The organism is Rhizobium oryzicola (assembly GCF_030504645.1).
Taxonomy (GTDB): domain Bacteria; phylum Pseudomonadota; class Alphaproteobacteria; order Rhizobiales; family Rhizobiaceae; genus Neorhizobium; species Neorhizobium oryzicola.
Map to the genome: position 1 here is coordinate 23,108 of NZ_JAUKWQ010000016.1, position 26,361 is coordinate 49,468.

Genomic DNA, 26,361 nt, shown 5'->3' on the forward strand with positions numbered 1-26,361 from the left:
TGCACGGCTGTCAACGGAATCGTGGCCGACAGAGCATATGGAATAGAGACAATGCCTTTCACGCCCGAAGAGATCCATAGCCTTCCATCGGTCTTGTCGGCCCCTCGCTTTGCGACCTATCTGGCCGAGAAGGCGAGTGACAAGGAAGCGGCGTTGGAGCTGTACCGCTGGAACATGGAAGTATCGGCGGCATTTCTTGTCCCTCTGCAGATATGCGAAGTTAGCGTCCGAAATTCAATCGTCACCGCCATCGAGAACACGTATGGCGCCAACTGGCCTTGGGAGAAGGGTTTTGAAATTTCGCTCAGAAACCCGCAGCGCGGCTATAGTCCGCGGCGCGACCTGACCGATCTTGCACGCCGGCTGCCGACAGCCGGCAAGATCGTCGCCGAACTGAAGTTCGTCTTTTGGGAGCGCATGTTCACTTTGAGTCATGACAAGACGATCTGGAATTCGCAGCTGATGACGGTCTTTCCCAATGCCGACCCTGCCAAGACCGTCCAGCAGCTGCGCAGCGAGGGTTTCGACAAGCTTCAGAAGGTCCGCGACCTGCGCAACCGCATCGCCCATCACGAACCTATCTTCCGCCGCAATGTGCAGCAGGAGTATGATCGCATCCGCTCGATCGTCGCCTGGACCGACGTCACCACAGCCGATTGGCTCGACAAGGTCGAGACCGTCACGGCAATGATCGCGACCAAGCCCTGACCTCGCCTGTTGTTCGCCCTGCGAGGAAACATGGGAGAACCCGAGGAACTACACCTTGTGGAGCCAGAAGGCAGCGGGTGGTCGGCGCTTCCCGTCAGGCTAACCGTCGCCCTGATGAGCCGATCACGTCGCGATACCAATTTGCTGAAGCCGGAACGGATGGGTTTTGTCCAAAGACCCTCCGACCGCCGCGCAAACAGATCTGCATGGCGAGCGGTTCGGCAAGCGCCAAGGCGTACTCTATCCGAGATCGCCCAGATTAAAGCGCCCGCGCCGGCCACAAGCGCGTTTGCTGAGAGACACCTATCGTGTCTCTATAGATCGGAGAAGATGTGCGCTTTGGTGAATTCGCCGCGTTGCGGAGATCCAATTCCTTCTCCCCGACCAGAAGCGCTGTAACCTTATCGATGTCGCTCAGGCGTGCAGGCGTCTCATTGGCAATCGATGTCACGAAGTCACCATAAGATACGGGTGCGTCACCATGCGTATCGCGGATTCGGCGCAGGAAGTCGTCGGCGAGCCGATGCTTCATGACTTCTTCGTCCTTGGGTCCAAACCAAAAATCCGGAGCATTGCTGGGGTCGAGGTTCGGATTGAAGCCAAGCATTTCCAACCCACCATGCCCCTGGTGCAAGGATTGATTATTGATCAGCCAATGGCTGTCGACCATCACGTTCCTGGCCTTCAGGTGGTTTGAGAGATGCACCAGCCATAAATCCTTCCGAGCTTCTTTTGACCGTAGGAAAAATGGGCTTTGGAATTTCGCGCCTGTCATGCCTGAGATATGTCGCAGCAGCAAGCGTTGGATGACATAACGCCCCCCATGCTCGCCCTTGTAGCGAAGGAATTCGCGGAGCTGATCTTCGGTAATTTCAATCGGCGCAAGACGGTTGACGGTTTGGGGTTTGTCCGTGAGATAATCGATAAGCCAGCCGACGGCGAAGGTGAGGATGCACTCGCCCGCTGAAAACTGGAGTATCTTTCGAACGGTTTCAAAGGCTACGTCCGAATAGCCTTTTTGATCCAGGAGGAAGATCGAGCGCCCTACCCCGCCTCGCGTGCGTTGCTCGATCCTGCGACAGATATCCGGGAAGACGACCTCGAACTTTGCGTGATGAAGGAATATCGAGTTCCCGATCGCCGCAAGGTGCCCTTCCTTCGTCAGCTCCTCGCGAAGAAAATCGATGTGGTCCTTTTTGCTATCAACGAAATGATACTCGGCATCGATGGTGAGCGACTTTGTCCGCCCAACGTTAGCTTGCTCCTGAGCCTTGCTTACAGCATCCAGGAAGAGAAGTGGTGTGCCGCGGATAAGCTCGCCGGCATCACTAAATCGACCACCGCCGCAAAACCCGTCAACCAGCGTGATGCGCTGCCTCTCCTGGGCATGGCTGACAAGCGTTGCTGGGAAATAATTTTGAAGATAGGTCTCGATGAGACGCAATTTTGCGCCGCTGTGAGCGCTTAGGGGCGGCAGCTCACCGCCTAGCTTCCATCCAAATTCGGCGATCGTTGCGACTCCCCATGCCAACCAAGTCTAAGTTGCGTTCGACATGTAGAGCTGTCAAGTTCAGGCGGCCTTTTCTACCTTTTCGCAGCCTTTGGGAAACTGCCTCACCAACCTGCCATCAACAAGACCTCCCCCTTTGCCATGAGGATCAACTTCTTTGACTTGCGATGGCAAGATTCCTTGCTCTTGCACAAGCGGATTATTGCCGGGCGCTCCCCATTGTTTGTGAAAAGCTGCGATACCGTATTCCTGACAATCGGCAATGATATCTCGCGCCCATTGGCTCACCATAGGGCGAGCGCGCGGGCCACTTTCTCCGCCACTGATAAGCCAGTCCGGCCGCGGATCGCCTTGTGATATCCGAAGCGGGCCTATTGCCGGCTCGTAGGACACAAACCAGACGCGAGCGGGGATGAGCGAGAGGAACCGCTTCCTTTGATCGAAACGGGATTGATCCTCAGCGGTGAAGCCCAACCAGACATTCGAATATCCCTTGCTGCCCCAATCGGCCGGCAGCATTTTCTGGATATTTTGCGGGCGCTTGGTCAGCAACTGCCAATCTAGCGATGGAGTGGCACGGATGACTTTGAAAAGATCTTCACGCCACTTGGGATCTGCTTGGTTGTCAAAAACGTCGGCAAGCGAAGCACAAAACACGCGCTGCCTTCGACCGTGAACGCTCGCAAATTCTGCGGCCTTGCGCTGCCACATATGCGGAGCTTTCCAATAGCTCTCTGTTGTGCGCTTGCGCGGCGAATTACCCCATTTCACCTGGCCGGACCGCTTGGCCCAAGCCTCGGCATAGCAGTTATCGCAACCTGGGCTGATGTTGGTGCAGCCGGTCCACGGGTTGAAAGTGTGGTCGGTCCATTCGATCGTTGAATTCATCGCCATGGTGACACCTCTCGCCAAAAATCTGCAACTCGCCTGGTGATTCTACTTTCGTTCTCTCCTGTCACAAAATGATTAAGGTTGTGATCGCGTTTTAATCTGAGCGTCACCAGCTGGGCCGTCGCCTCAACGCGTTATTTAAACTACTCCCCACGCCCGAAACCTCCCCCTGCCCGTCATCTCCCGCAACCCCAGTTCCTGAACAATACGCCGCGCTCCCTGCGGTGTGACCTCAAGCGTCTTTGCCACCATGCCGGCCGAGATCAGCGGCCGCGCCATGACGAGCTCGACAAGCTCCGGCAGCCTCGATGACGTCCGGCGTCCCTCAAGTTTGCGCATCATCATCTGCCGCGCCAGCACCAGGCGATCATGCTCCTTCAGCCCCGTCTCGGCGGCAATCACCAACGCCCTTGAAAACGCCAGCAACCGCGTCTCGCGATCACGATGCCGGCGCCGATCGACTGGAATAGCCTTGAGCCCGACATTGATCGCTGCGAGATGGCCACCGGTGGTGACGCCGCCCTCGCGCAGGATCGAGGCAGCGAGCAGCCGGCCGAGCCACGGCGCATGCTGGAGGACGGCGATCTCATTCCAGGCATCGAGCGCCACGATCGCCTGGAGGACCGACGGCAAATCCTGGGCGCGCGCCAGAACGGCCTGCCACTCCGCCAGCCGCTCGTCCTCATCCCAGTCGAGGTCGTAGACGAAGGGATTTTTGTCCGGAGCGTTTTTGGCGCGGCCCGGCTTCTTCGCTTCTTCAATCGCGGCGTCCGAGCGGGCAAGAACCGCATCGATCGCGGCAAAGGCATCACCCAGATCGTCATTGTCCGGATCTTCGGCCTCACCCACTCCAGCCCCAGTGTCGCTCACCTCGACACCCCTATCCGGCACCCCCTCCCCGTCGCCACCCGATGATGCAGCGGGCCACGCCCGCCCGCGCAGCGAAGCGAGGCCTTGAGCGGAGAGCGCCCAGGCGGGTGGATGGGCGGCGATGCGACGGCGAGTTTTCAGGATGTCGTGGGCGATGGTGAGTTCGTGGGTCGGTGCGCGGATATTCCGGAGCGAGTCATGCAGGACGAGGTCTTCGAGATGGACGAGTTCGCCATCGACCCAGAGCGAGGCATGCGCATCGAGGAAATGCGAGCGCTCAAGAAAGCCTTCACCGACGGGAGAACGGGCGATGCGCTCGTCGAGACGCGCAAGCGCGACCGCTGCCTCGGAAGTGGGCCGCAGCAAGCTCTGGATGGGTAATCTTGCGAGATCGTAAGACATTGAATTTATGGTAAATGATTCGTTAAGCGAAAGCTATACATCACCTACGGTTCCGTACATCATATAAATGAGCCCGGGGTCGCTGACCCCCCGATAAGTAACCCTTATCAAATGTGATTGATCTCGAATCGAAAATCAGAAAGAATCCGGTAAATCCACGGCCGCTCGGCCGTAAAAGCCGCCGATCCGGAGTCTCACTTTGGCCAAACCGTCCATTTCCAAGACCCCAGTCGACCACCGCGCCCAAGAGCTCGACACCATTGCCAGCGTGCTGCCGATTGACCGGCGCGATGAGCTTGCCGAACTGCTCACTGACCAGGACATTGAAACGCTGCGCCATCTGGTCAACGAAGGCATGGGCGGAAACACACTGCGCGCACTCACCTCCGACCTTGCCTATCTGCAGGCTTGGTCGTTGGCTGCCACCGGCTCCTCCCTCCCCTGGCCGGCGCCTGAAGCTCTGCTGCTGAAATTTGTCGCCCACCATTTGTGGCAGCCCGACCAGCGTAACATCGATCCTCATCATGGCATGCCAGCTGACGTCGAGCAGAGCCTGCGCGAGCAACGCTTCCTTCGTTCGTCCGGGCCGCATGCGCCCGACACAGTGCGCCGGCGCCTTGCGAGTTGGTCGACGCTGACGAAATGGCGCGGGCTGTCGGGCGTCTTCTCCTCCCCTTCGCTAAAATCGGCGATACGCCTAGCCGTCCGCGCGACACCGCGGCCAAGGAAACGCAAGAGCGCCAAGGCGGTGACCGGCGATGTGCTCGCCAAGATGCTCGCCACCTGCTGCACCGACAGCCTGCGCGATGTCCGTGACCGGGCCATCCTGATGGTGGCGTTTGCGTCTGGTGGTCGCCGCCGCAGCGAGATTGCTGGTCTGCGGAAAGAGCAACTGACAGTCGAGCCGCCGATCACCGTCGAGGGCGCTCCTCCCCTCCCCTCTCTCGCCATTCATCTGGGTCGCACCAAGACGTCAGGCTCGGACGACGACGAGGTTGTTTATCTGACGGGCCGACCCGTAGATGCGCTCAATGCCTGGCTTGCGGCTGCGAGGATTGAAGGCGGGAGTATCTTTCGGAAGATCGATCGCTGGGGCAATGTTTCCAAGCGGGCGCTGGAGCCGAGTGCGGTCAATGCGATCGTCAAGCAGCGGGCGGCGCTGGCCGGGCTCGAGCCTGGGGAGTTTTCTGCGCACGGTTTGCGATCGGGTTATCTGACGGAGGCCGCCAATCGCGGTATCCCCCTACCCGAAGCCATGGAGCAGTCAAGACATCGCTCCGTTCAACAAGCATCGAGCTATTACAATAGCGCTACAAGGAGAAGCGGCCGGGCAACAAGGCTCCTCTGATGTCCGGTATCGCCCGAAATGCGACTTTATTCGACTCACTGAGAGGGGAGAAAGGCGCTCTGCCCTCTCTCCCCCACAAGCACTAAATCGGTCTCCCCATGCTTCGGCCTGCGGCCTGCAGCACCGGCCGCATTTCCATGAAATCCGTCTCGGCCCTCCGGGTGGGTGATCCCCCTCCGGTTTAGCGCTTGTCCCCCTCTCTCCAGCTGTTCCGCACGAGCTCGGGAGCAGGAGCGGGGCTCCTGCCCTCCATTCGATTTTCGGGAGGCCAAGGAGTGATCGCTTGCGCTTGTGGAGAGGGAAAGATGACAGAAGAGCTTGAGCTGCAACCCAACGAGCCATTGTCCGTGAAGGTCGAACGTCACCGAGCCGTCTACCTGGCAGCCGTCAACGGCGAGGGCGGCGCTGACATGGATCAAGAAGCGAATGCACGTATGGAAATCATCAGGCACGCGCCGTCAGATCAGGATGAGAGAGATCAGAAGCTACTTTACATAGCGGGGTACCTAATTGCCTCCAAGGGGAGCCTAAACCCTGAGGAAATGGAGCTTCTTCTTTCAGGCTCCATCTCACTATCGGGGCATTGATGATCAACAGGCATCTGGCCCTGAAATCAGTAGTTGGTGGCAACCCATTCGCCGGATGAAGACTTGGCAAATCCAATAACGCGATCGAGAGGAGCTGCGTTTGCATTCCTCTTGATGGCCGCAACGCATGATACGCCTGGACCGCTGGCGTTCTCGTCACACTCTCCCAAAGCAAGGGTTACATCGGCTTCACCGCGGCCGGTCCTCAGAGGATTGCGGGCATAAGCCTTGCGGTATGCGGCTAGAGCTTCCTCTTCTGTCGGTATTTCAAGCACAGGGGTCGGAGGTTCGGGAATTAGGGAGGGATTGGCTGCGATAAGGGCCGCGATCTCCGCATCAGTAGGGGCCCGAACAACCGGCTCTGGCTCCGGCATGATGAGATAAGTACCTCCAGCACCGGCGAGAATGCCAATACCTGCGGCTGCTACGATGAGAATGTTGCTGTTCATGTCATCCACTCAGTCATTCAGGTTGAACCAAGCGCGCTGATTGACGCCCTTATCGTTCGGAATGTCGAAATAATAAGGATCCGCGCGGCGAGGGCGGGGCTGAGTAATCTGCACCATGCAGCCATTGTCTCGGTTGAAAACATCATTGTCGTTGTTCTGGTTGATCTGCCGGATCGTGACACCCTTGCGCTCGTTTTCTTGGCTGTCACCAAATTGGGTACGGAAGGCGGCACGGTTGCTGCACTGGTTGACGGTCTTCGTGCACTGATCCTTGTCGTCTCGGCCCAAGAACGACCGATCCCCGTCGGTGCGGGAGGAAACGGCGGTCATGCCGGCAGGGCATTCCTCGTAAGGTTCATAGCCCGGCTTTCCGGCTTTTGCTTCATGGCAGATCGGCCAGGAGAAGCCGGGCTTCGCCATAGCTGATATGAGTCTTTTCATCGGGGGAACGCAGTAGGGGACGCCATGCCAAGACGGGCTTTGTGAGGCTGCGCACAAGAGGATCTGGCAACCCCATGAGGCATCCTCGGCCTTGGCAGATGCTGGAGAGATGGCAAGAGCCGCGAGACCGGCTGCTGCAAAAAACACTGGTTTCATATCAGGTGCCCCTCTTGATCAATGCTGCTGAAATTGCCGGCTCGGAAAAGGTCTTTCGAGCGGAGTCCTGTGCTGGATGCGTTCGCCTGCGGCTTAGATGACGGCCGAGATCAGCGCGAAGCACGCAAACCAGGAAATGCCGCTGCGATAGAGCAGTGGCTGATTGGGAATGTCCCGAGAAACCGCGGCGAAGGCTAGGAGCCCGACCAGATAGCTGTCGAAGGACAAGTGACGCTTGTCGTGGAAAGCCAGCGACAGGATGAGAAGGAAGGCCGCTAGTAGCGCGTGGATCCACCAGAGTCTCTGCGCCGGGATTATGAGGGCGATCGAGAGGGAGATGGCAAGCAGCAAGCCAGCCAAGGGATCCGTTGCGAGAGAGGTCGCAATATGTGCGAGGTCTGGCAACTATCGGTCTGTCCTCTTCGGCTTGTTTCGCGCATCAGCAAAAGGAGGAGAGATCTCGCTTTTCCTCTCGGCCAATAAATTGAAGTCGGCGATCGGATGCCGATCTAGCGTCTTGTCGACGGCTTTGCGGCGCCATTCGTTCATGTCCAACACGTAGGTTCCCCACATCCCATACCGGGCGGCCATGGCGTTGGTCTGATAGGCATAATATTGGGCGTTGATGTAAGGGGAATCGAGACGAGCCCAACCGACGCGCAGCATTTCGGCGGCGAGATCCACACCGTTAGCCGTGCATTGTGCGACGGGTATCCCATCGTTCGCGTAGGCCAAACCGACGCAAGTCGTGGGTCTGTTTCCGACAGTCCTTTTCAGCCAGGCCTTGGCGAAGGGACCGCATGGAACGGGGGTTGGAGCCTGTTGCTTGTCGCGGTTGGTCCACTTTGGGTTCAAAGCCCATTGAGGAAGCTCACAGGTGTCGATGCCAGCCAACCTTACTTTATAGCCATTGCCAAGCGTGCCGAACCATAGCGTTCGGCCGTCGAGAACGGTTACCGGGCCTTTGAACGTCGGCAACCGAACAGCAGCAGCAACAGGAGGCGCAGCCTGACCGCGTAGGGCGTGCCAGTTCTGATAGATCGGATCGGCGGCAAACGCCGGCAGGGCCAAAGAGCTTGCGGCGATAGCAACGATAAGGCGGTTTCTCATGGCTGGGCGCTCCTCGATCGCTGGTTCGCCTCACGACTAAGCAGGATGGAAGGGTGCTGAACGTCGGAGAATTGCCAAAGGCCGGCCTTCTTTTGCTGAGCAAGCTGCTCGGCTATGGCGTAGGGGGCATGATAAGGGAGACCATCGGTCTTCAAGGCGGCGAATGCATAGCCGCTTGTCACCATAATCTGCGCGAGGTCGAGCCTTTGACTGCCAACCGTGGCGTAACAAACGACATATGAGATGCCGTTTAGCTTCGCCACGGGGGCACAGATCGGTTTGGTGTCCTTGATGTAGGCAGCCAACATCGCAAGCGATGCCTCGCCGCAATCCTTCTTGTTGCCCTGACCGTCCGTGTAGGCAGTGCCGCGCAAGCAGGACTGGATGCCATAGAGACGAAACCGTTTTCCGTTCGAAATCCAGGTGTCCCCCGTTTCCAAGGTAATGCCGGGAGCAAGATCGAAGTACCCTTCAGGTGCGGCATTGGCTGCAAAGGGCAGTAGAGTCGCGACGAGTGCAGCAGCAAGCTTCATTGCGCCTTCACCCGAGGATCTGCCCACATGCCGTAGGAACCCTTCTGGCCGATTTCCTGAGCTTCCGTGAGATCAGGACGTTCGAATGAACCATCGGCTTTCTTAGTCAGGCGAACCGCTCCCAACGACAGAAGCTGCTCCTCAAGATTATCGACCGTGTCCATTGCTCCAGGATAGTTATAGTAGCCGTAGCAAGTGACATCCTGAACGGGGGCTGTCTGCTCACTGATGAAGGCCCTGCAGAACAGCACCTTGGGGCTTTGCAGCATCGTTTGCAGCTGCTGCGTACCAAACTCCTCGCAAGTCCCGGAATAGTCCTCCGCGCGATTGACCAGATCGCCGTTGCAAGGCTGAACGCCATACAGATGCAACGTTGTCGATTCATCGACGCGAAACTCAGTTGCCGAAATAGCCTTGAAGCCATTGGCCGTGGCGTAACCCTTGCGATCAGCGACTTTGCCGGTCCCGTCGTAATACTCGACGACAAGAACCGTCTTGCCCGGCGCCGCCAGTGACCTGATGTAGTCCTTGTTCACCGCAGGAGCGGCAAGCGCTTGTGTTGCCAATGCGCAACTTAGAAGCGCGGGAATGATGGCCTGTTTCATATTCTAGCCCTAACCATCCGTAGTGCGATTGTTGACCCTGCAAAATAGGGTTTAACACCGATCAGAAAACTTGTAAGAATGCATCAAATCGGTATCATGCGTGCATTAACTCTAGTCGGTTTTCGTGGCGATCACAACACCGTTTGACGGGCGGGTGCGATGGATAAAAACACTGTCTATGCAGGGTATCTGGGCCCGCGAACCCTGACTAGCGCAGCATTATCCATGCTGCTCGCGGCCAATACGGCTGCGTCACAAGACCTAGCCACAACAGGGCGTAGTTCCAGCAATTACAACGGTTCTGTGACAATCAACGAGGAATCTCTTGTCACGAACTTCGAAGATCGCTGGAGCGGGGTCGAGACATCAGAGAAGGAATTCGTCCTTGGTGCAAACGGTGTTGTCACGAAGGGCGGAGCTGAAGTATTGGGCGCAACGACGTCGAAAGATGTGGGCGCCGAAGAGCATCACATTGATGCGTCTGTCAGCGCGTATTTTGATGTCTCAGAGCGCGCCACGGGCCGCATTGAGCCTGTCCAAACTCCTACTCTATATACTACATCTAGTGATACCCCCGAAAATCTAGGGGCAGGAACTCCCGTTGGAGAGTGCGGGCCGTCACCCCTGTCACCTGACGAGATTAAAGCGCTGGTTGCATCCACTGCGCGCCGATACAGCGTCGATGAGGGCTTCGCGGTTGCTATTGCTTGGGCCGAAAGCCGCTTCGATGAGATCCGCAATTCACCGAAAGGCGCCCGCGGACCGATGCAGCTTATCCCCGAGACGGCGGCTCGCTTCGGTGTTGAGGACATTTGTGATCCCGCTCAAAACATCGAGGGCGGGATGAAGTACCTCCGCTTCCTGCTCGATGAGTTTGAGAACCCGCTTCTGGTCGCGGCCGCTTACAACAGCGGCGAGGGGCGCATCTACGAATATGGCGGCGTTCCGCCATTCCAAGAAACCGTCGGCTATGTCGCAAAGGTCGTGAATTTCCAGCTTGGCCTACCGATGCCAGCCGGCAAACGGAAGGCGAGCGGGATCGTCCGAGACATGGCGGCAAAGAACACCAGCGATGCCGGAGTCATCGCTGTGGAGAAGACCGGCAAGTTCGTCGGCGGCGTGATGCATTTTTAAGGAGAGAACTATGAAGAACGTCGTTTCCCGGCATTCCGGGGCATTGAAGGCAGTAGCCGTCATTGGCTTGGTGGCAGCCCTGCAGGTTGCAGGCGCTGATCAAGCGCTTGCACAGGCTGGCGGTGGCGGCGGCGGTGCATTCGCACCCCTTCAGACAGCCGTACAGATGATCGTTGACTTCATCACCGGCCCCTTCGGACGTCTGATGGCAATCATCGCCGTGATTGGCCTCGGCTTCCTTGCCTTTGCCGGCAGGCTTTCGTGGTTCACGGCCGGAGCCGTCGTCATTGGCATCGGTCTCGTGTTCGGCGCCCCTGCCATCGTTGACCAGATGATTTCGTCGGTAGGCGGCGGCTGATGAGCGATTTTCAGGACGAGAAGCCAGCTTTGACGCCGTTGGTGATCGGCTTGACCCGTTCTCCGACGCTATGGGGCGTGCCCTACATGGCGGTCGTCCTGATCATCGGCGTGACAATCATTGGGTGGCTGGTGACGAACCATCTGGCGGCACTGCTGATCGCGCCAGCCGCCTACCTTGTCCTTTTCTCGCTTTGTGCCTGGGACAGCAAGATTCTCGACGTCCTGCAGGTCACGTCCCGCAAGACGCCAAGGACCCCCAACAAGCGCTTTTGGGGCACCAACTCATACGGACCATAGTAGATGCTGAAAGTCGTCAAGGAAGAGCTTGGGTTTGGGAAGGTCGCCGGCAACGAGCGGCCTATGTCCGTTCACATCCCCTATATGCGGCATGTGTCTGACACGGTCATCGGGCTCGAGAATGGAACTCTGATCAGCGTCATCAAGCTTGATGGACTGTTCTTCCAGACGGAGGACCAGGCCGAATTGAACATGCGTTCTGTTGTGCAGAACACCATGATCCGAGCACTAGGTTCGAGCCGCTATTCTCTTTGGTCGACTGTAATCCGTCGTGAGGTCGAGACCGAAATCGGCGGTTCGTTCGATTCCTCCTTCTGCGAGATCCTGAACGATCGCTATATGGACCAACTTCGCAAGAAGCGGATGTTCACGAACGAAATCTACCTGACGATCGTGCGTTCGGGCATGAAAGGGGCGCTTGGCCTCGGCGACTCGCTGAAGCGGATCTTTGAACGCTCGAACAAAGAGGCCAGGGCCCAAGCGACCCGTGAAGACGTGACCGACCTCGAAGAGCTGGTTGGGAATATCGTGAAAGAGTTGCACAAGTACGGCGCAAAGCCGCTTGGCATCACGTATCGCAAGAAATCAGACGATACAGCGAAAAAGGACATCGATGGAGAAGACGCTAAGGGCGATCCGTATTCGGAGCCCTGCGAGTTCTTCAACACGATCCTGACCTGCGGTGTGCCGCGAAAGATGCGGCTTCCACGCATGGGAATTCGCAACTACGTCGGCACCTCACGGCTTCACTTTTCAAAGCGGACGATGCAGGCACAAGCGGCGGTGGAAGAAGATAGCCGCTATGCCGCTCTACTCTCGATCAAAGAATATCCCCCATTCACTGGTCCCGGCATGTTGGATGGGTTGCTGCAGGTGAACCACGAGTTCATCCTGACGCAGTCTTTTACCCTTGCAGACAAGCCGATTGCACAAGAGCGGATCAGTCGCCTTCAACGCCAAATCAAGGCCTCCGACGAAGCAGGTAGCTCGGTCGAATCCGACATCGACTATGCTTTGAACAGCCTCCTCAATCAGGAGGCTGTATTCGGCTTCCATCATTTTTCGCTTCTGTGCATTTCGCGGGACCTCGAGGGATTAAGCCGTTGCGTGTCGGAACTTGGCGCTTGCCTCACCGACATGAACATCAACTGGCTCCGGGAGGATCTCAATCTTGAAGCGGCGTTCTGGGCGCAGCTGCCGGGAAACCGCTCCTACATCTCCCGCATCGCTATGCTGTCGAGCGCCAACTTCTCCGGCCTTTCCTCGATGCATAATTTCGCGACTGGACAAGCGGATCGCACCCATTGGGGCCTGCCGATCACCATTCTGGAAACGACCTCACAAACCCCCTACTGGTTCAACTTCCACCGTCGCGATATCGGGCACTTCACGGTGACTGGTCCGACAGGATCCGGCAAGACCGTAGGTTTGACCTTCCTGCTGGCTCAGGCGATGCGGGTTTCACCCACGCCTCGCGCCGTGTTCTTCGACAAGGACCGGGGGGCTGAGATCTTCGTCAGGGCGATCGGCGGAGCCTACGAGGTTCTGTCTCCGGGAACACCCACGGGCTTTAACCCGCTGCAACTGGAAAACACCGGCGAGAACCGGGAATTTCTGGTCCGTCTGCTCAAGGCCATGCTGCGCGGCGATCGTCGCACCGACTTCACGCAAGAGGACGAGGACACGCTGGAAAAAGCAATCGTCCGGATCATGCAGGAGCCGGCAGCTCAGCGGAACCTCCCCAATCTTGCCGGCCTCTTGATGGGGCGGTCCAAGGCCGATGCCAACGATCTATACTCGCGGCTTCGCCCTTGGATCGAAGGCGAAAAAGCCTGGCTGTTCAACGCGCCCCATGACGTCCTGTCCTTCTCGGGTCACAGCGTCTTTGGCTTTGATATGACCAACATCCTCGGAAACGAGGAGCTAAGAACCCCTGCGCTGATGTATCTTTACCATCGGCTGGACGAGCTGCTGGACGGTAACCCCGTCATGTTCTTCATGGATGAAGGCTGGCAGCTGCTGATGGATGACACTTTCAGCGCCTTTATCGTCGACAAGATGAAGACGATCCGAAAGCTCAACGGCATCGTGGGCTTTGGTACGCAGTCGGCTGCTGACATTACCAAATCCAAAGCGTCGCACACGCTCATTGAGCAATCGGCGACCAACATCCACTTCCCGAACCCACGGGCTGACGAAGAAAGTTACATCAAGCGCTTCGGCCTGACGGTCAAGGAGTTCAAGTTCATCAAGAACACGCCTCCTGAAAAGAGAACCTTCCTGATTAAGCATGGCAACGACTCTGTCATTGCGCGTCTCGATCTGTCGACAATGCCAGATCTCGTGAAGGTGCTTTCAGGACGCAAGGAGACGATCGAGGAGTGCGCGGCACTTCGCGAGCAGTACGGAGACGAACCCGAAAACTGGTTGGCGAAATTCTGCGGATGGGAGAAGGCCGAATGAGGAACAGTCGGACTCTAACGCTGCTGGTTGCAGCCTTGGCTTGGGGAACAGCGCCCCCCGCCTCCTCGCAGGTTCCTGTTACGGATGGCGCCCTCACTTCAACAGATGCGGTGCGCAATGAAACGACGAAGCAGATCGAAGAAACAGACAGTCGCCGGCACTCCGTGAGCAAGAGCGTCACCTGCTCGATGTACCGGCCGGGGCGCGGAGGTGACGCCCCCTCGGCAGCACAAGCCAATCCGGAGATTGTCGGGCTCGTAAAGCGAGTGGCGCGTGAGGAAGGGGTAGACGAAACCCTCTTCATGTCTCTCGTCTACCAGGAGAGCCGGTTCAATCCCTGCGCAAAGTCGCCTGTCGGCGCCATGGGCTTGTCGCAGCTGATGCCGGGCACAGCCAAGGATCTTGGCGTGAATCCTCACGATATCGAGGATAACCTTCGTGGCGGCGCACGCTACCTGAAGCAGCAGCTCCGGACCTTCAACGGCAATACCAATCTTGCGCTCGCCGCGTACAACGCGGGGCCAGGCAACGTTCGGAAGTATGGCGGCATTCCTCCGTTCAAGGAGACGCAGGGATATGTAGCCGCGATCAAGGGCAAGTGGATGCCTCAGTTTGGAGGCTCTGATGTGTCGAACATCCCCGAAAACTTCGGCGGAGGCACGTCGGGCTTTTCAGGTGCGAGAGACACAACGATCAACTCAATGGCAACCAGCCAGTCGATTTCCGAAAACAGCGGGAACGTCGCGTCATGGCTTCAGCAACTCGGCCAGATGGAAAGCGGCACGATCCAAGACAGCTGGGACCACAATTCTGGCGCACGCAATGCGAACCTCGAGATGATGAACCAGGTCATCCGCCTCGGAACAACGATGGCGGAGCTTATGAATTCTCAAAATGCACTCGATCTGGGCGGGCTCTCGGGGTCTTCGCGGTCCAGCGACTACAAGCGAGACGAGAAGGAAGACGATCGCGAGGTAGCTGACCTCTGCGACAAGGAACTGCAGCTTGAGTGGAATCCGGAGGAACAGGCCTGCGTTCGAAAACTCGAACCAGAGGCTGACATGAAGCTGATGTTGAGCGCCGAATGACAAGGAGAACGGCCATGAAAAGAGCATTTCTGACTGCGTTTTCGCTAGCGATGGCGTCTACCGCACTTGCACAGGTTCCCGTGATCGACAGCGCCAACCTGAAGATTGCAACGGAAACCTCTCAGACGACCGATCAGATCCTGGATACGAACAAGGAGGTTCTGAAGACGGTAGAAGAGACGCTTAAAGCCGTCACGGGGGATCGCGGGAGCGTTTCAAATCCCATGCAGAACCTCGCCGTTGGTCAAGGGTTCAGCGTTTCTCAGATGCCGTCACTCGACAGCCTGATGCAGGGCGGAGTCCCGAACTTCGGCAGCATGGGCGGTGACATCGACCAGATTGCCACCACCTTCATCAACGGCCTTCAGCTGGTAAAGAACTTGTCTGGCAAGGCGGACAGCACGTTCTCCGGCGACAAGTCCTACGAAGAGATGATGAAGACCGTCCTTGGAGTTGCTGCCCTAGTCACCGGCTCGCAACAGGCCGTTCAGTCGCGAACACAGGCATTCCAGCAGGCAGGTCAGCAGATCGGCCAGGCCCAAGACATCAAGGGGTCCATCGATCAGAACACGCAGCTGCAGGTTCAAACCGGCCTGACGATCAACGAAATGATTGGCGTGATGAATGGGGCGGTCGGCTCCCTGCAGGCTCAAAACCAGCGCCGCCTTGTCGACATCTCCAATACCAAGAAGGCGCTGACCTACGGTGACTAAGACATTTCGAGTGAATGGTTTTGTGCTCCTCTCCGTTCTGGTTGCTGCCGGCGTAACTGGCTGCGCCGGTGCTCCGAAAGAGAAGACTGCACCATGCAAGAGGCCGGCAAACCTCACATCCTACGCCGAGGATCCGCGACAGGAATGTGGCCCAATGACCAGCGTGAATGGCAACCCATCGGAAGCGCTGGCGGCGATCGACGCTTTCGCTGCAAGCGGAGAGCAGTGACCCCATGAACTTTCTAGGCGGCCTGCTTGAGGCTCTTGAAGATGCAGGGCGGAATTTCTCCCAACGGGCTTATGAGGTCGTTGGCGACGAGATCATGCCCTTGCTGACGATCATGCTTATTGCCTACGTCGCCTATTACGGACTTCAACTTGTCATGGGGACCGCGCGAGTGAGCGTCGGCGAGATCGTCGGCCGGGTCGTGCGGATGATGCTCATCGTCGCCTTCATTGATCAGTGGGGCAACTTCCAACTCTTCTTTTACGACTGGCTGAACAACACGCCGGAAGACGTGGGGCGGGCGCTCCTGACGGCTAGCAGTACCGGGATAACTGAGCCGACAGACGGCCTCTCCATGATTTGGGAGACGGCCAATGAGGCAGCAGCAGCATTCGCGGAGCAGTCAGGCTACTTCGCCATTCTCCCGGGCCTTGTAGGGTTCCTGATCATGCTGGCGGTTGGGCTGTTCATTGCCGTTGCGCTTGCCATCCTCGTGCTTGCGAAGGTGATGATGTGGGTGCTGCTTGGCACCGCACCGATCTTTATCGCCTGCCTACTGTTTGATTCCACACGCCAGTACGGAATGGCTTGGTTCCAGCAGGTTTTGACGTACGCGATCATTCCGCTCTTCGTTTACGTCGTCGCCGCCTTTCTCATCACGACCATGGACGCTGAACTGCAGAAGGTCGCAGCGGCAGCATCCGCGAACGAGATCCAGCTGGACGATATCTCGGCTTTCGTCCTGATCTGTGCGGCTGGCGCTTTTGTCCTCTTCAACATTCAAACTCTCGCCCAGGGAATTACCGGGGGCGTGGCAACGGGCGTTGGGCAGATCGCTCGATCGGTTGGCTACGCGACCGGTGTTGCACTGCCGGCACGAGCTTTGACCGCGACACGTTCTGTAGCCGGGAGAGCTGGAGAATTAGGAATGGCCGCACGCGCCAGAACCCATGCCGGCATGAGGGAAAACATCCAAAACGCCGGTGCAGCAGAAGCGATGCAAAACAGAATTACCAACAACAGTCTGCCCAACTAGGCAACTGGTGGCGGGAATTAAGGGCTAGGATACATGGCAGAGAATAACGATGCTCTCCGGAGCTATTTTCAGGATGGGGACCGTTGGGAACAAGAGATCGTCAAAAAGGCCAAACGGTCCAAGGCGTTCGCTTGGCTGATTACGCTGATCTTCGGCGGCATCACGATCCTGTCGCTCTCCGCATTGGTGATGCTCGTGCCCCTCAAGAGCTTCGAGCCGTACATTGTCGAGGTCGACAAGAACACTGGCTATATTGAGGTCAAGACAGGGCTGACCCGAACATCGAATATCACCGATCAGCAGGCGGTCACTCAGGCGAATGTCGTCCGTTACATTCGATCCCGCGAGGGCTATGATCCTTTTGCCATCGAGCAGAACTTTGGAATTGCAGCTTTGCTCTCCACCGGCGACGCAGCGCGCGACCTCCAGGCCCAATGGAGTGCCGCGAACCCTGACAATCCAGCTCGCCGGCTCGGCAAAAATAAGTCGATCACCGTCGACATAAAGTCTGTCACCTTCCCGAACACGACAACGGCGCTCGTCCGGTTCTCGACGCATGAGCGCTCTGATTCAGACGTCATCACGCGCCATTTCATCTCTATCGTTCGCTATCGCTACACGGATACGCCTGAGCGCAACGAATGGCGCTTCGAAAATCCGTTGGGCTTCCAGGTGTATGACTACCGCCGAGATCAGGAAACGGTGACCTCGGGAGGCCAGCAGTGAAATATGGCTTCCTACTGGCGGCGTCGATCGCCGCTCTCACGATGACTCACGCCTATGCGGCGCAACAGCCCCGCCCTGGCAGTCTGGATGCGCGTGTGACCAGTGTCGTCTATCAGCCGAACAACGTCGTGAAGGTGTCTGCGACATACGGCATCTCAACCATGATCATCTTCGACGAAGATGAGAAGTTTGAGACGATCTCGCTTGGCGACACCGACAGTTGGCAGGTTGCCCCGTCCGAAAAGGGCAACATCCTTTTCGTCAAGCCGATAGCCAAGGACGTTTCCACAAACATGAACGTGGTGACCTCAAAGAGGATCTACTTCCTTGAGCTCAACGACTATGCACCGGAAGCAGGGAAAAAGGTCTTCGGCATTCGCTTCGTTTATCCGGAGAAGAACCTGAACGAGTCTCTGCGGAAGGAGGCTGAGTTTCGGGCAGCTAACCCGAACATTTCGAGCATCGACAAAGCGAACGTCAATATAGACTACTCTTTCTCGGGGGACGCGGCGCTGAAGCCGACAATGGTCTTCGATGACGGAAAGAAGACCTTTTTCAAGTTCGGCCGAGGGACCGTGCCGGCCATTTTTGCCGTTCAATCCGACTTCTCCGAGACCCTGCGAAACTTCCGCAAGGAAGGCGAATACATCGTCGTTGACGGCGTAGCCACGCAATACACGCTCCGGGACGGAAACCAGTGGACGTGCATTTTCAACCTCCGCAAGCCGGACTTTGCAGCACCTGATCCTGACATCATGGCTCCGAAACCGGATCCTGATGCCAGCAAACGCAGGAGGAGCGGCAACTAATGAAGCGCAGCCCTGAACTCGACGCAATGGCGGCGGCCGACGAGGCCGAAATCAGCAATCGAAACGTGAAGCGCAATCAAACGGTCGGCATGGCCGCCCTTTTGCTGGCTGGCGTCTTCGCCGCGTACCTGGTGCTCGCGACATCCGGAGAAAGCCCGCCTGAAAGCCCGCAAAGTGAGGAGGAGTTCCGTACCACGACCTTCCGGCCGCCCGGTTTCGTGCGCGATGGAGAACCCACACCCCCACCACCCGAACAGCCTGTCTTGGAACTTCCACCTCCGCCTCCTCCGCCGCCAGCTCCGCCGGTGGACGTCACTGAATTCAACGTGCCTCCCCCGCCCGAAGTCGCTCAACCGGCGAGCGCCCCCCCGCCCGCCGAAGAGGTGTTTCCGGAGCGATTTCGGTCAAAGCTAATCACGATTGACCAGAACCTGGGAGGATCCGCGAATGGTTCGCTCGATGGCTCGAACAGCGGCACGCCTTTGACCGTCGCTGGCGAGGATCGCAACAGCCAGTACCTGTCCTCAGCGAGTGCGATCGGTGACCGTTCCGCCAAGGCCCGGCAGATTGAGCGCATCGACGCCATGATCCCAGAGGGCACGCTGATCCCCGGCATCTTGGAAACGGCGATCGTCAGCGACCTTCCGGGCCAGGTGCGGGCCATCACATCCAAGGATGTCTACTCCTTCGATGGGCGGCGTGTCCTGATCCCAACAGGAACACGCCTGATCGGGGAATATCAGTCCGAAGTTACGCGGGGGCAGAAGCGGGTCTTTGTCGTGTGGACGAGGCTGATCCGGGATGACGGCGTGTCGGTGCGTTTGAACTCCATCGGCACGGACAGCCTCGGGCGATCGGGCCTGACGGGTCATGTCGACAACAAGTTCCGTGAGCGCTTTGGCGCATCAATCTTGCTGTCGATCGTCGGAGGGGGTGCAAGCTATCTAACCGGATACGGTAGCGACTCCAGCTCCGGAAACGACGATGCCGAAAGAGGTGCTGAATTGGCGCGAGAAACGATCGCGCAGACCTTCAGCGACATGGCGAACACGGTCCTTGCCGAAAACCTGAGGATCCCGCCAACGATCAGCGTACCGCAAGGCGAGCGGATCTTTGTCTATGTTCGCCAGGACCTCGATTTCAGCGCCATGTACGACGATCCTGTCACGGAAGCGATGAAGGAGATCAAACGTGAACGTGATGGTAGGTAACACGACCGCTCATGATCCTCATTATTTCCTGAACCGGTCTCTGGAGCCCATCAGGCAATTTCTCGATGACCCGAAGGTGGTTGAGATTGCGGTGAACCGGCCAGGCCAAGTCTATGTTGAGCGCTTCGGTGCTGATCACATGGAGCATCATGAAATCGATGCTCTGACGGCACGCGAGATCGAGAACATTGGCGAGCGGGTTGCCGCAGCGACAAAGCAGTTCCTCAACGCCGCTAATCCGATCCTTAGCGCAGCATTGCCGACCGGCGAACGTATCCAGGTCGTCTTGCCGCCCGCGGCACCTGATGGTGGGTCGATCACGATCCGTAAGCAGGTTGTGCAGAATTTCTCTCTGCAGGACTACCGTGACAACGGCTCTCTCGACAAAGTCTCGGTTGCTGTCGGAGGCCTAAGCGACGTGGATCGGGAGCTGATCGCCTATCTACGCGCGGAGAAGATCTACGACTTCATCCATACGGCCATCACGAAGCGGGTTTCGATCCTGATCAGTGGCGGCACGTCGTCGGGCAAAACCACCTTTCTGAACGCGTGCCTGAACTCTGTAGACCTGAATGAGCGGATACTGACGCTTGAAGACACTCGTGAGCTATTCCCACCACAGAAGAACGCGGTCCACCTGATCGCCTCCAAGGGTGGGCAAGGCACTGCCAACGTGACGATTCAAAACCTTCTTGAATCGGCGCTTCGAATGCGGCCGGATCGCCTCTTTGTTGGCGAGATTCGTGGAGCTGAGGCCTTTTCATTCCTTCGCGCCATCAACACAGGCCACCCGGGCAGCATGTCGACAGTACACGCCGATACGCCGCTCGGCGCTTATGAACAGCTTGCCATGATGATGCAGCAGTCCGGCATGTCCGCCGGCTACTCCAAGCAGGACCTGATGTCCTACATCCAAATGGTCATTCCGATCGTGATCCAGCTCAGGCGGGAAGGCGGCAAGCGCGGGGTTTCCGAAATCTACTTCGCACGGGATGCATCATGAGTAAGGGGCTACAGGCCTTCTATCTGTTCTTCTGCCTGTTGATCGCCTTTGCAGTCTGGATGCTGGCATACGGGGCGGGGCTTCAGCTCTTCTACGGTGACGGTAGGATCCTCGAGGCGACAATCACCTCAAACCCATTCGCGCCGATTCAGCAGTTCTGGGCCTATAGCTCCTCCCCTTCCCTTCAAAAAGTCGCGCTCGGCTCCGTGGTGCCCGCGCTGCTCGTATCAGGCCTCATTGCATACCTTGGGCTCAAACCTACCAGTAATCCATTGGGGGATGCGGCCTTTCAGGATCTTGCAACACTTCGGCGCGGGAAGTGGTTTGGCAAGAAAGGTCACATATTCGGCCGCATCGGGAGCAACGTCCTCCGCGCGTATGACGATCGCCACCACCTCATCATTGGCCCGACGCGATCCGGTAAGGGCGCGGGCTACGTCATCCCCAACGCTCTCATGCACGAAGGCTCTATGATCGTCACGGATCTGAAGGGCGAGGTGTACAAGGCAACCGCCGGCTATCGGAAGCGCAACGGGAGCCAGGTCTTCTTGTTCGCGCCGGGTTCCGAGACGACCAACAGCTATAATCCCTTGGATTTCGTTCGTCCTGAGCGAGGCAATCGCACGACTGACATTCAAAATATCGCCAGCATTCTTGTACCGGAAAACACCGAATCCGAGAATTCAGTTTGGCAGGCCACAGCTCAACAGGTTCTCGCCGGCGCCATCAGCTATGTTCTCGAAAGCCCCTTCTACAAAGGGCGCAGGAACCTCGGCGAGATCAACTCCTTCTTCAACAGCGGGATCGATCTGCAGGCCTTGATGAAGTACATCAAGGAGAAGGAGCCATACCTGTCGAAGTTCACGATGGAGAGCTTCAATTCCTACCTGTCTCTCTCGGATCGGGCCGCGGCCTCGGCACTGCTTGATATCCAGAAGGCGATGAGGCCGTTCAAGAACGAACGCGTTGTGGCCGCAACGAACATGACCGACATGGACCTTCGATCCATGAAGCGTCGCCCCATCACAATCTACCTTGCCCCGAACATCACCGACATCACGCTTCTTAGGCCGCTGCTGACGCTGTTCGTTCAACAGGTGATGGACATACTTACCCTTGAGCATGATCCAAACTCGGTGCCGGTCTATTTCCTGCTGGACGAGTTTCGCCAGCTGAAGCGCATGGACGAGATCATGACGAAGCTGCCCTATGTGGCCGGCTATAAGATCAAGCTCGCCTTCATCATCCAGGACCTGAAGAACCTGGATGAGATCTATGGTGAGACCTCCCGACATTCGCTCCTTGGCAATTGCGGCTATCAGCTCATACTTGGCGCCAATGACCAGGCCACGGCAGAGTATGCTTCCCGCGCGCTTGGCAAGAGAACTATACGATATCAGTCTGAATCCCGCACTATCGAGCTTATGGGGCTCCCGCGCCGAACAAAGGTCGAGCAAATTCGCGATCGGGACCTGATGATGCCGCAGGAAGTGCGCCAGATGCCCGAGAACAAGATGATCTTGCTGGTGGAGGGTCAGCGGCCAATCTTTGGAGACAAGCTGCGCTTCTTTAAGACGCAGCCCTTCAAGGAGGCGGAGGCCTATTCTCAGACGCACATACCGACCGTTCCAACTGTCGATTACCTGCCACCTAAACCTGTTCCAGCGACCACGCCAGCCTATGCCAATGCAGGCCAGGAACAGGCTGAACAAGCGGAAGCGACAAAGCCTGTGACTGAGGCGAAAGCGGAGGAGCCGCGGGCGCCTGTCCAGGAGGAGGCTCCGAAAGAGCCAGCGCCATCCACCTCGCCCGCTCGCGTTGTGAATCCATCCGCCTTGGCCAGTAAGAAGGTCAGCGCCGGGGGCACTGCGGAACCTGCAAAGGCAGCTGTGCCCGCTCCCGAAAAGCGCACAACACCTATCTCAGAGAACGACATCGAAAAAGCGCACAATGATCGGGTTAGTCGCCTTAGGGAGGTCGTCGAACGGGAAGCCGAAGGCAAATCACCGCGCAAGAGGAAGAGCTTGGAAGAGCTGTTCGCAGCGACCGTTCCTGATCCAATCATGGAACAGGCCGGCCGCTAATTCAGGTTCAGAAGGGCCAGAAGCTGGCTGCGTACTGACCCGCCTCTGTTAGCCAAGCCACAGAAGCATGATACCAGCCGATCACGGTCCCGTAGACCTTGATCAGGATCGCGAGGATCCCGACGGAGACCATACCCCACACCATCATCTTGCCGACGATGTCGGCAGACTTAGGGTCGTTGACTTCCACCAGGTAGGTGTTCTGATTACCGTCCTGCATGACACTTTAGCGATCACGGTCGTCCCGATTACGCTCCCTCTGTTCAACCTGTTCACGCTCCAACTCCTCGAGACGAGGAGTGTGCTGTTGCGCGGGATCAGTCCGAGTGGTCTCGCCACCCCGCTGGGCCGCTTCCCTGTCTCTGTTTACACGATCTTGCTGCCTCTGAGTAGCGTCCACCGTCTCAGCGAGCTGGTGAGCCTCACGCTCCGCTTGCCCAATCGGACGTTCCTCTTCCAGATCCACCCTGAGATCGCGTTGGCGATCGTCGGCAGTATCCGCAGTTATCGGCTGCTTGTTTGACTTGTTTTCGTCCCCACGCTCTTCATTGCGCTCAATGGTCTCGATCTCCGCGCGCAGTTCCGGATCTTCGTTGGCAACATCCCGGAGATAGCCGTTTCCAGTAGCGGCGAGTTGAGCTGCATGATGAAGCGAAGCCTCAAGGCCCTTCTCATACTGCTCCCGGTTTTCGTCTCCGAGCTCGCCGGCTTCGATATCGGCGAGGCCGGAGCGATAGTGTTCCACATTTGCCATCGCATCGTTACCAGCCTCAACGACAGCCTCTCCATGCTTGGCAACAGCTGCCTCCCACTGGAGGTTAGCATTCGTCTGCTCTTGCACCTCAGATGCCGTTCTTTCCGGCGCGGCACCACTTTCTCTGGAGACATCGCCAGCAGCGTTTCGACTATCCTGCTCATCAAGCCCACGCTCCTTCATTTCGAGCATCTGCCTGCGCAGATCGACGATCTCGCGAGCGAGGGAGGAAACCTCTTCGAAGCCTGACTGGTCCTCTGGACCAGCGCTGCGCTGAAGGTTGAATAGAGCCGTTTCAACCGTCTTTTCGTACGCTTCGAACTCTGGGCGTGTCTGCTCGCGCATGTCCTTTGCCTCCGACAACATGTCTCTGATTGCTACCATATTGGAGCGGTAATCACCGCCGAAATCTGCATGAATGACTGCACCAGCAGGCGATTGATCCGTTTGGGCAAGGCCGTTTTCCAGATAGGAGCGATGCTGAGCGGCGTAGGCCGCAACCACTGTGTCGCCGGCGTTGACTGCAATCTTCTGCCAGGTCTCCTGCGCTTTTAGGATGTACTGGCGGCTTCTCTGGCTCGTCGCCACCACGCGCCGACCAGCTCGCTTTGCGTCATATCGCGCCTGCGCCGGATCGCTGGTGCCGACATGCTCGGTTCGACCGTCATGCTTGACGGCGCGAACCTGATTTCGCGTGAAAGCTGGCGGCGTGGCGAACTCTCGCCGATCGGTCATTTCCATATTGATGCCGTGGTCACGCGCCTTCTCGGCCATGACCTCACGCCATTGCCGGAAGGTTGCCGGAGTCGTCTCGATCCGGTCGCCCGATTCCGATCGCATGGTAACGATGGCATGGGCATGAACATGCGGCCGCTTGCCCCCCTCCCCTGCTTCTTTCGGATCGTTCTCCGGATCGTGCATAGCGAAAACGTAACGATGGCCCGCAAACTGCTCAGCCAGGAAGTCGCGAACAGCTCCTTCGACCGCGACAGCATCCGTGCCGGCACGCGCCGACATGATCACGTGCATCACGTCACGGCTCTTGCGGCTGTGCAGCTCATCCCGCCATTCCTTTTGCACCAGGTCGCCCGCAGCCTTGTCATCGGCAATCGAGCGTCCCTGATCGTCTCGAACGTCGTTCCGCTGCGCGATCAGGTCTCGCAACTTGGCAGCGCCATATTCCACGCCATTGCCATAGCCTGTGAACGAGAAAGCCGCGGGGGCCTCTTTCGCAACGGCGCTGGCGTCGAAACGCTCCTGAACGATGGCGGCCGCCTTCGCGTCAGCCGTCAGCCGCTCGCCCTGCCCACTGCGCAACACAACATAGCCCTCGACCTTCAGCGATCCGTCGGTTCGGGTTTCGACAGAGTAAGCGTAGCGTCGATCACCAAAGCCACTGCTGAGAACGTCCCGCACCTGCTCATGCGGCTTCGAGCCGCCGGAAACGCTCACCTCGACGCTAAACGCGCCGATATCGCGGCTCTCGGTCCTGTTTTGGAAAAGGTGATCCCAATCGCCACGGAGACGCGCCAGCTCCTCACGGCCACGCAACGTCTCGCCGTTCTCGTTCTCAACCTTCAGCTCCCCCCCTCTGGAAACATAGTTGAGCATCGAGCCGACGCGGGCGCCACCACCGTAGGAAGCCAGTTTGACCACGGCTGGCTGGCTCCCTTTGGCAACGCTCGCAAGACGAACGTCCATTGATCGCATAGCACCCGAACCGGCAGCCATCGTCCTCGAAGGCGATAACACGTTGAATGCCGAAGTCCTCACCCCTCCCCTAGATCCCGACCCGCCTTTAGACATCCCAACCTGGTGCTGCAGATTCTTCAGTCTCTTCTCAAGCTCTTCCTCGACAGCCCTCCCACGACCGCCGAGCGTCATTTCGTGCAATAGCGCCGCGCGCCTTTGCTCCCATTCGCTTGTGAAAGTGCCGAAAAAGAACTCCACGGCCTACACCTCGCCTCGGCGCTCATGCCCGGCACGGCGCGAAAGTGTCCGCAGCTCACTCATTACAGCCGCCTGAATCCGCTGGACGTTGCCAAGGTTGATGTCCAGCTCTGAGGGATGGACACCCTTTCCTGCATTCAGGGAGCGGGCTACCTGATTCAAATTAATGCCGATCATCCGCATGTCTTCGAGCACCGCGGCCATGATCAACCTGTCTTCCGCAGTCAGAATAGGTCGAACGCCAGCACCCTCGAGGAGCAGCGAACGGAAAAAAGCAGACACACTCATACCGGCCGACTTGGCCGCTTCTTCGATGGCCGAATACTCTGCATCGCTGACGCGCACGTTGATTAGACGCCCCTTGCGTTGCTTGGCTGTCGGCACTTCGATTGTGTCCTCACTCATCAATCAACTAGGCCTTCCCGGAGCTTTGCGACCCTCATCGTGGGCTTGTCCCACGATCGCAATGCAAAATGTAAAACATTTTTGCGTATCCTGCCACTCCTAATCTAAAGCACCACTCCTAACCTAAAGCACTGCCCCATAATTTTAACCAAATTCCACCTCTTGATTGGCTCCGCTCCGCTTCGCTTCGCACTCTTTCCGTTGGAACGCTCACCAGGGTTCACCGCCAAAACCGCTTCTGAAGCCCTTTGTCTGTCCCTCGTACTCAGGCGAAAGGGACGCTTCGCTCTTCGCCCTTGCGCCCTCCGTGCGAGCGCCAAAGACGGCCTCACGCGGCTCCGGGGTTCACCACTCGACCCAGACAGTTGTAAACGCCACACGACCAACTCGTGTGGTTTTACTGATGCCTAACAGCGTGCGGTCACACGCATGTTTTAATCTTAACCTGCGTGTTTTCACATGCTAGGTTCTCTTCGATGTGAAGATCTTAAC

At 57.8% G+C, this 26,361-nt stretch carries 28 protein-coding genes; 16 read left to right on the plus strand and 12 right to left on the minus strand.

The window, feature by feature from the left end; all coding sequences use genetic code 11:
* Positions 1-51: 51 nt before the first annotated feature.
* A complete protein-coding gene (locus tag Q2T52_RS25830; RefSeq protein ID WP_302079802.1) occupies positions 52-708 on the plus strand; it encodes a hypothetical protein in 657 nt (218 codons plus the stop codon).
* 259 nt (positions 709-967) lie between these two features.
* Here Q2T52_RS25830 and Q2T52_RS25835 read toward each other — a convergent pair whose 3' ends face one another.
* From Q2T52_RS25835 to Q2T52_RS25845, 3 genes are all read right to left on the minus strand, one after another.
* Positions 968-2,239 (minus strand): three-Cys-motif partner protein TcmP, encoded by a 1,272-nt coding sequence (locus Q2T52_RS25835; RefSeq protein WP_302079803.1) that lies wholly within the window; start codon positions 2,237-2,239, stop codon positions 968-970.
* Between the two features lie 39 nt (positions 2,240-2,278).
* Positions 2,279-3,112 carry a DUF5131 family protein gene (locus tag Q2T52_RS25840; protein ID WP_302079804.1) on the minus strand — a complete coding sequence of 278 codons (834 nt, stop codon included), beginning with the start codon at positions 3,110-3,112 and terminating at the stop codon, positions 2,279-2,281.
* A 135-nt stretch (positions 3,113-3,247) separates the two neighbouring features.
* Positions 3,248-4,390 carry an RHE_PE00001 family protein gene (locus tag Q2T52_RS25845; RefSeq protein WP_302079840.1) on the minus strand — a complete coding sequence of 381 codons (1,143 nt, stop codon included), beginning with the start codon at positions 4,388-4,390 and terminating at the stop codon, positions 3,248-3,250.
* A gap of 190 nt (positions 4,391-4,580) precedes the next feature.
* On the opposite strand from Q2T52_RS25845, the gene Q2T52_RS25850 reads away from it, so the two are divergent.
* On the plus strand, positions 4,581-5,729 hold the full coding sequence (locus Q2T52_RS25850) for a site-specific integrase (RefSeq protein WP_302079805.1): 1,149 nt from the start codon (positions 4,581-4,583) through the stop codon (positions 5,727-5,729).
* A gap of 305 nt (positions 5,730-6,034) precedes the next feature.
* Positions 6,035-6,316 carry a hypothetical protein gene (locus Q2T52_RS25855; protein ID WP_137040018.1) on the plus strand — a complete coding sequence of 94 codons (282 nt, stop codon included), beginning with the start codon at positions 6,035-6,037 and terminating at the stop codon, positions 6,314-6,316.
* A gap of 26 nt (positions 6,317-6,342) precedes the next feature.
* On the opposite strand, the gene Q2T52_RS25860 is transcribed toward Q2T52_RS25855, so the two are convergent.
* From Q2T52_RS25860 to Q2T52_RS25885, 6 genes are all read right to left on the minus strand, one after another.
* On the minus strand, positions 6,343-6,765 hold the full coding sequence (locus Q2T52_RS25860; RefSeq protein ID WP_302079841.1) for a hypothetical protein: 423 nt from the start codon (positions 6,763-6,765) through the stop codon (positions 6,343-6,345).
* 9 nt (positions 6,766-6,774) lie between these two features.
* A complete protein-coding gene (locus Q2T52_RS26855) occupies positions 6,775-7,095 on the minus strand; it encodes a hypothetical protein (protein ID WP_367187375.1) in 321 nt (106 codons plus the stop codon).
* A gap of 360 nt (positions 7,096-7,455) precedes the next feature.
* Positions 7,456-7,767, minus strand: coding sequence for a hypothetical protein (locus tag Q2T52_RS25870; protein ID WP_302079807.1), 312 nt, complete (start codon positions 7,765-7,767; stop codon positions 7,456-7,458).
* Positions 7,768-8,472, minus strand: coding sequence for a thermonuclease family protein (locus Q2T52_RS25875; RefSeq protein ID WP_302079808.1), 705 nt, complete (start codon positions 8,470-8,472; stop codon positions 7,768-7,770).
* Positions 8,469-9,005: a thermonuclease family protein gene (locus Q2T52_RS25880; protein ID WP_302079809.1), complete on the minus strand. Its 537-nt coding sequence runs from the start codon at positions 9,003-9,005 to the stop codon at positions 8,469-8,471. The genes Q2T52_RS25875 and Q2T52_RS25880 overlap by 4 nt, the downstream gene beginning before the upstream one ends.
* On the minus strand, positions 9,002-9,610 hold the full coding sequence (locus tag Q2T52_RS25885; protein ID WP_115672744.1) for a hypothetical protein: 609 nt from the start codon (positions 9,608-9,610) through the stop codon (positions 9,002-9,004). Before Q2T52_RS25885 ends, Q2T52_RS25880 begins: the two co-directional genes overlap by 4 nt.
* 159 nt (positions 9,611-9,769) lie before the next feature.
* Between Q2T52_RS25885 and Q2T52_RS25890 the strand changes: the two genes are divergently transcribed.
* From Q2T52_RS25890 to Q2T52_RS25950, 13 genes are read left to right on the plus strand one after another with little or no spacing between them, the layout of a single operon-like run.
* Positions 9,770-10,744: a lytic transglycosylase domain-containing protein gene (locus Q2T52_RS25890; protein WP_302079810.1), complete on the plus strand. Its 975-nt coding sequence runs from the start codon at positions 9,770-9,772 to the stop codon at positions 10,742-10,744.
* 10 nt (positions 10,745-10,754) lie between these two features.
* Positions 10,755-11,102 (plus strand): TrbC/VirB2 family type IV secretion system protein, encoded by a 348-nt coding sequence (locus Q2T52_RS25895; protein WP_037093745.1) that lies wholly within the window; start codon positions 10,755-10,757, stop codon positions 11,100-11,102.
* Positions 11,102-11,401 (plus strand): VirB3 family type IV secretion system protein, encoded by a 300-nt coding sequence (locus Q2T52_RS25900; protein WP_081950740.1) that lies wholly within the window; start codon positions 11,102-11,104, stop codon positions 11,399-11,401. The genes Q2T52_RS25895 and Q2T52_RS25900 overlap by 1 nt, the downstream gene beginning before the upstream one ends.
* A 3-nt stretch (positions 11,402-11,404) precedes the next feature.
* Complete coding sequence (locus Q2T52_RS25905; protein WP_227705950.1) at positions 11,405-13,864, plus strand: VirB4 family type IV secretion/conjugal transfer ATPase; 2,460 nt, start codon at positions 11,405-11,407, stop codon at positions 13,862-13,864.
* A complete protein-coding gene (locus tag Q2T52_RS25910; RefSeq protein ID WP_302079811.1) occupies positions 13,861-14,952 on the plus strand; it encodes a lytic transglycosylase domain-containing protein in 1,092 nt (363 codons plus the stop codon). The genes Q2T52_RS25905 and Q2T52_RS25910 overlap by 4 nt, the downstream gene beginning before the upstream one ends.
* A 14-nt stretch (positions 14,953-14,966) precedes the next feature.
* Positions 14,967-15,665, plus strand: a complete 699-nt coding sequence (locus Q2T52_RS25915; protein WP_302079812.1) for a type IV secretion system protein — start codon at positions 14,967-14,969, stop codon at positions 15,663-15,665.
* Positions 15,658-15,894, plus strand: coding sequence for a hypothetical protein (locus tag Q2T52_RS25920; protein WP_142523761.1), 237 nt, complete (start codon positions 15,658-15,660; stop codon positions 15,892-15,894). Before Q2T52_RS25915 ends, Q2T52_RS25920 begins: the two co-directional genes overlap by 8 nt.
* A 4-nt stretch (positions 15,895-15,898) precedes the next feature.
* The gene (locus Q2T52_RS25925) at positions 15,899-16,927 is read left to right on the plus strand and encodes a TrbL/VirB6 family protein (RefSeq protein ID WP_037093751.1); all 1,029 of its coding nucleotides are present in this window, start codon (positions 15,899-15,901) and stop codon (positions 16,925-16,927) included.
* A 33-nt stretch (positions 16,928-16,960) separates the two neighbouring features.
* A complete protein-coding gene (locus Q2T52_RS25930) occupies positions 16,961-17,653 on the plus strand; it encodes a VirB8 family type IV secretion system protein (RefSeq protein ID WP_037093755.1) in 693 nt (230 codons plus the stop codon).
* Positions 17,650-18,462: a P-type conjugative transfer protein VirB9 gene (gene virB9, locus Q2T52_RS25935; protein WP_037093757.1), complete on the plus strand. Its 813-nt coding sequence runs from the start codon at positions 17,650-17,652 to the stop codon at positions 18,460-18,462. The genes Q2T52_RS25930 and virB9 overlap by 4 nt, the downstream gene beginning before the upstream one ends.
* Positions 18,462-19,673, plus strand: coding sequence for a type IV secretion system protein VirB10 (virB10, locus tag Q2T52_RS25940; protein WP_302079813.1), 1,212 nt, complete (start codon positions 18,462-18,464; stop codon positions 19,671-19,673). The genes virB9 and virB10 overlap by 1 nt, the downstream gene beginning before the upstream one ends.
* Complete coding sequence (gene virB11, locus Q2T52_RS25945; protein WP_037093762.1) at positions 19,654-20,676, plus strand: P-type DNA transfer ATPase VirB11; 1,023 nt, start codon at positions 19,654-19,656, stop codon at positions 20,674-20,676. Before virB10 ends, virB11 begins: the two co-directional genes overlap by 20 nt.
* The gene (locus Q2T52_RS25950; RefSeq protein ID WP_302079814.1) at positions 20,673-22,760 is read left to right on the plus strand and encodes a type IV secretory system conjugative DNA transfer family protein; all 2,088 of its coding nucleotides are present in this window, start codon (positions 20,673-20,675) and stop codon (positions 22,758-22,760) included. The genes virB11 and Q2T52_RS25950 overlap by 4 nt, the downstream gene beginning before the upstream one ends.
* Positions 22,761-22,767: 7 nt before the next feature.
* On the opposite strand, the gene Q2T52_RS25955 is transcribed toward Q2T52_RS25950, so the two are convergent.
* Genes Q2T52_RS25955 through Q2T52_RS25965 form a run of 3 tightly spaced genes read right to left on the minus strand, consistent with a single transcriptional unit; the run spans position 22,768 to position 25,869 of the window.
* Positions 22,768-22,980 (minus strand): hypothetical protein, encoded by a 213-nt coding sequence (locus Q2T52_RS25955; protein ID WP_052642558.1) that lies wholly within the window; start codon positions 22,978-22,980, stop codon positions 22,768-22,770.
* Between the two features lie 6 nt (positions 22,981-22,986).
* Entirely contained in the window at positions 22,987-25,464 is a 2,478-nt protein-coding gene (locus tag Q2T52_RS25960; RefSeq protein ID WP_302079815.1) for a relaxase/mobilization nuclease domain-containing protein, read from the minus strand.
* Positions 25,465-25,467: 3 nt separating this feature from the next.
* Positions 25,468-25,869, minus strand: coding sequence for a DUF6290 family protein (locus tag Q2T52_RS25965; RefSeq protein ID WP_302079816.1), 402 nt, complete (start codon positions 25,867-25,869; stop codon positions 25,468-25,470).
* Between the last annotated feature and the right edge of the window lie 492 nt (positions 25,870-26,361).

Coding starts and splice junctions, on each gene's coding strand:
- Q2T52_RS25830 (WP_302079802.1), top strand. CDS start 52: ATGCCTTTCACGCCCGAAGAGATCCATAGCCTTCCATCGGTCTTGTCG.
- Q2T52_RS25840 (WP_302079804.1), bottom strand. CDS start 3,112: ATGGCGATGAATTCAACGATCGAATGGACCGACCACACTTTCAACCCG.
- Q2T52_RS25855 (WP_137040018.1), top strand. CDS start 6,035: ATGACAGAAGAGCTTGAGCTGCAACCCAACGAGCCATTGTCCGTGAAG.
- Q2T52_RS25860 (WP_302079841.1), bottom strand. CDS start 6,765: ATGAACAGCAACATTCTCATCGTAGCAGCCGCAGGTATTGGCATTCTC.
- Q2T52_RS26855 (WP_367187375.1), bottom strand. CDS start 7,095: ATGACCGCCGTTTCCTCCCGCACCGACGGGGATCGGTCGTTCTTGGGC.
- Q2T52_RS25875 (WP_302079808.1), bottom strand. CDS start 8,472: ATGAGAAACCGCCTTATCGTTGCTATCGCCGCAAGCTCTTTGGCCCTG.
- Q2T52_RS25880 (WP_302079809.1), bottom strand. CDS start 9,005: ATGAAGCTTGCTGCTGCACTCGTCGCGACTCTACTGCCCTTTGCAGCC.
- Q2T52_RS25885 (WP_115672744.1), bottom strand. CDS start 9,610: ATGAAACAGGCCATCATTCCCGCGCTTCTAAGTTGCGCATTGGCAACA.
- Q2T52_RS25890 (WP_302079810.1), top strand. CDS start 9,770: ATGGATAAAAACACTGTCTATGCAGGGTATCTGGGCCCGCGAACCCTG.
- Q2T52_RS25895 (WP_037093745.1), top strand. CDS start 10,755: ATGAAGAACGTCGTTTCCCGGCATTCCGGGGCATTGAAGGCAGTAGCC.
- Q2T52_RS25900 (WP_081950740.1), top strand. CDS start 11,102: ATGAGCGATTTTCAGGACGAGAAGCCAGCTTTGACGCCGTTGGTGATC.
- Q2T52_RS25905 (WP_227705950.1), top strand. CDS start 11,405: ATGCTGAAAGTCGTCAAGGAAGAGCTTGGGTTTGGGAAGGTCGCCGGC.
- Q2T52_RS25910 (WP_302079811.1), top strand. CDS start 13,861: ATGAGGAACAGTCGGACTCTAACGCTGCTGGTTGCAGCCTTGGCTTGG.
- Q2T52_RS25915 (WP_302079812.1), top strand. CDS start 14,967: ATGAAAAGAGCATTTCTGACTGCGTTTTCGCTAGCGATGGCGTCTACC.
- Q2T52_RS25925 (WP_037093751.1), top strand. CDS start 15,899: ATGAACTTTCTAGGCGGCCTGCTTGAGGCTCTTGAAGATGCAGGGCGG.
- Q2T52_RS25930 (WP_037093755.1), top strand. CDS start 16,961: ATGGCAGAGAATAACGATGCTCTCCGGAGCTATTTTCAGGATGGGGAC.
- virB10 (WP_302079813.1), top strand. CDS start 18,462: ATGAAGCGCAGCCCTGAACTCGACGCAATGGCGGCGGCCGACGAGGCC.
- Q2T52_RS25950 (WP_302079814.1), top strand. CDS start 20,673: ATGAGTAAGGGGCTACAGGCCTTCTATCTGTTCTTCTGCCTGTTGATC.
- Q2T52_RS25955 (WP_052642558.1), bottom strand. CDS start 22,980: ATGCAGGACGGTAATCAGAACACCTACCTGGTGGAAGTCAACGACCCT.
- Q2T52_RS25965 (WP_302079816.1), bottom strand. CDS start 25,869: ATGAGTGAGGACACAATCGAAGTGCCGACAGCCAAGCAACGCAAGGGG.